Source organism: Halobacillus sp. BBL2006, assembly GCF_000786645.1.
Classification (GTDB): domain Bacteria; phylum Bacillota; class Bacilli; order Bacillales; family Halobacillaceae; genus Halobacillus.
In genome coordinates this window covers 1-3,710 of sequence record NZ_JRNX01000006.1, presented here as the reverse complement: position 1 = coordinate 3,710, position 3,710 = coordinate 1, and the positions used below count along the sequence as shown (strand labels likewise).

Here is a 3,710-nt window from a genome sequence, read left to right as displayed (position 1 = left end):
CCGTACCCATTAAATAACTCCTCTCCAACAAGGCGCTCGGCCACATCTTTTGCTCTTTTGTCATCTAACATTTCGGACATGAGTACATGACCTGGATTGGAAGTAATGGATTTGACCGGCTGCTTCTTACCATCTAAAGCAATAGCATAAAAGCGCTCATCCTCAAGCCAAAAATCTTCTTCAAATTTATTCTGCAATTGCTTCATTTCAATTTCTAACTGTTCTGCTGCTCCAATTAAATCTAATTCTCGATAGATTGGCGCTAAGTTCTTCTTAGCTTGATATACATAGCCTTGAACCTCTGCTAATGCAATAGGTGCCTCTGCAAATTGACCATCCTGATGGACGATTGAATTTTTAGAGTCTTTCCAGCCTTGATTCGGGAAACCTTTATCTGCTTCTTGTGCATATTGAACGAATCCGTATCCGTCAGAATCACCATACGTATTGATCCACTCTAAAGCTCGGTCGATACTTGGCTGCAGCTCTCGAATCAGCTCAAGGTCTCCGGTCCAATTGTAGTACTCGGCGGCTACCACGATAAATAAAGGAGTTGCATCGTTCGTTCCATAATAAGGTGTGAAAGGCGTTTGATTGGTAGTCGATAATTCTCCAAATCGAATCTCATGCATAATTTTCCCTGGTTGCTCATCACGATGTTGATCTATTTTCTCGCCTTGGTAATGGGCTAATGTTCGAAGAGTTCCTTTTACTTCATCAGGACGATAAGGCAGCATAAACAGAGCCGTAATCAAACTGTCCCGTCCAAATGGAACAGAAAACCATGGTAGACCTGCAACAGGAACATTCCCATATCCCACATCGCTCATGAGCATGCGAAGATCTTGGGCTCCTCTTTTGAAAATATCATTGAATAACGGAAGGTCGCTTAATACTTTAGTTCCTTGTTCAGCCCAGTCGATGTAGGATGCCTCTAGTTGAGTCAATGCCTGATCAAACGGAAGCTTTGTACCTGATTGCCCATCGATGACTGGAGTAATAGAAAAGGTGATGGCTTGCTCTTGTTTTGGATTTAATTCCAACTCGAAATAAAGAGTTCCATCTTCACTTATGCTTTTCTCCTTGGTATCCCATTGAATCAGAGTTTCTCTAGTGAGATCATCTTTACCTTTATAACCAATCTTCATTGATCCATCTTGATAAGTCCGTCCTTCCTTTTCTCCAACCTCTCCGGTTCTAAATTGACGGACAATAAACATGTCTTGAAAATCCGCATCCGTGGATAAGGATACTTCGAAGACTTGAGGAGTTGGGAAATAGTTAGTAAAGGTTATTTTTTCATAGAATACCCCATCATAAATAAAGCGGTCTCGAACAGCTTCAATCGCCCCATGGTCATCTTCATGTTCCATCAGACGGATAGAAGCAACATAGTTTTTAGCAGCAGTTGAAGAAAGTAACGAAGGTTTCTTTCCATTTATAGTTAATTCCAGCTGGTTTAAAAAGCGGGTGTCTTTTGTATATAAGCCGTAACCTTTATCTTGATCGATCTCAATGTCTCCGTTTTGCTCTGTCGTCAGGAATAGATCTCCCTCTTTAATTACGCTGTATTCCATATCCCATCTCCCTTTCTATTAAAAGTGGCTGCACACAAACGTACAGCCACTCTTTAACTTATAGTTATTGATTCTGTAATTTTTGTAATTGTTCAGCTGCTGTATTCAGGTTTTCTTCGACATTTCCGCCTTCAACAACGATTTTTTGAAAGGCTTCTGTATAGATTGATTCAGCGTCACCCCAGTAAGGGACATTTCCACGCGGTTCTGCGTGTTCTAATGCATTTTTAATCGCTTCGAAATAAGGTTTCTGATATCCCTGGACGGATCCATAAGCATCTGAACGGACGGATGGCCATGCCAATTCGCTTACAAGCAGCTCTTGAACTTCTTTAGACATTAAGAATTGTGCAAACTGAATCGCTTCATCAACTTTTTTAGAACCTTTAGGTATTCCGATTACTTCTCCACCTAACGTGTGGGACTCTTTCTCAGGTCCGCTCCAGCCACTGTATGCTTTAATTTCATCTTTACCATGATCATGGAACTGTGGAATATAGAAAGGCCAGTTCTGTCCCAGATACACACTATCTTTCTCTAAATATTGATTCATTGTGTCCCAAGTGGCTTTAGAGCTTTGTTCTGCTAGATAAGGGTAAAGTTTTTGCATAAATGTAAATGCTTTAATGCTTCCTTCATCATTCAATACATAAGGGTCGCCCCCTGCTTGACGGATGAAATCAAACATATGAAGGACGTTGTCTCCACCAAGGTTTGCTTTCATAGCCACGCGTCCTTGGCCTTCTTCCTCTTTAAACGTTTTTGCAGTTTGTAAGAGCTCATCCCAATTCTCAGGCGGCTTCATACCGTACTTATCGAATTTCTTCTGGTTATAAAAGGTAACCTCTACGTTAGGACGATAAGGCATGAATAGTAATTGATCTTCGAAAGTCGATACATCTACCATACCTGAAATGACAGTGTCAGGGATCTCACTTTTATAATCAGATAAGTCTTCGACTAAGTTACGATCAACCAGTGCGGACAGGTTGTTTACGTCTTGTGCGAACATATCAACGGAAAAGTTACCTGAATCAACCTCTGCTGTCAGCTTATTAATCAGATTGTCACTTTCAATAGCAATGGGGCTGACTTTAATCCCTGTTTCTTGTTCAAAGGCAGGGATGATTTCATTTTCAAACACTTTCCATTCACTTTCCCCCATACCAAAAGCTACACGTAGCGTTCCGGATTGGTCCTCTTTTGTTTCTTCCGAGTTACTGCTACTCTCCTCACTCTCACTGCTAGACGTGCTTTCATTTGAAGAACAGGCAGCTAACAACAGGACAGACAACAAGGCAGCAAAAAGAAGTTTAATAGATTTCTTCATGAATAAATCCTCCTACATAATTTAATTATTGATCATTAACCTTTTACAGCTCCAGAAAGCATTCCTGATTTCATATAACGCTGAAGCACAAAAGTAATGATGATAACTGGAATGGTAAGAATCATAGAGTAAGCAGCGGCCGGGAATATACTTCCTCTTGTAATCACTTCAAAAATTCTCAATGGCAAGGTAGCTACTTCTGTTGATAAATATCTTGCATAGATGAACTCATTCCAAGAATTCAACCATACAAAGATGGACCCTACAGCAATCCCGGGAATAGCAATCGGGAAAACGACTCGTGTTAATGCGGTGATACGATTGGCTCCATCGATCATAGCCGATTGCTCTAAGTCTTTTGGAATCGTGGCAAATGTACCCACAAGAATCCACGCTAAAAATGGTAGATTTGGAATCAAGTGAGCTAGTATTAATCCGAAAGAAGTATCCGTCATACCCCATGAAAGAAAACGTGTAGCTACAGGGAGAGCAATACCTACATCCGGAAACATCCTCGTTACTAGTAAAGAAAGAACCACAATATATCCAACATAACTAGGAAGTCTTGATATGACATAGGCAGCTGGCGCACAAATGAATATAGCGACAATTGTGGTTACCGTAGCAACAATGAAACTTTTTCCAAGTGGCTGATATAAATTATCAATAACTTTTTGACCGAAGAAGGTTCGTTTCGTCGTTAAATGATTCCTTAACTCTTGAAGCCCATCACGGTCGAGCTTAATCTCCTTATTTTCATCAATAAATGAAATTTTCTTAAATACCCCATTGATTGTGAATTG

General features: G+C 40.4%; 3 protein-coding genes. All 3 read right to left on the bottom strand.

Translation table 11 applies throughout. The annotated features are described in order from the left end of the window. Positions 1 to 1,577, bottom strand: a 1,577-nt coding sequence (locus LD39_RS00115) for a glycogen debranching N-terminal domain-containing protein (protein ID WP_035541490.1), incomplete at its 3' end; no start/stop codon positions are given. A gap of 64 nt (positions 1,578 to 1,641) precedes the next feature. Further along, the gene (locus tag LD39_RS00110) at positions 1,642 to 2,907 is read right to left on the bottom strand and encodes an extracellular solute-binding protein (protein ID WP_035541489.1); all 1,266 of its coding nucleotides are present in this window, start codon (positions 2,905 to 2,907) and stop codon (positions 1,642 to 1,644) included. Positions 2,908 to 2,942: 35 nt separating this feature from the next. Continuing rightward, positions 2,943 to 3,710: carbohydrate ABC transporter permease (locus LD39_RS00105; protein ID WP_052158647.1), on the bottom strand; the 768-nt coding region annotated here is incomplete at its 5' end.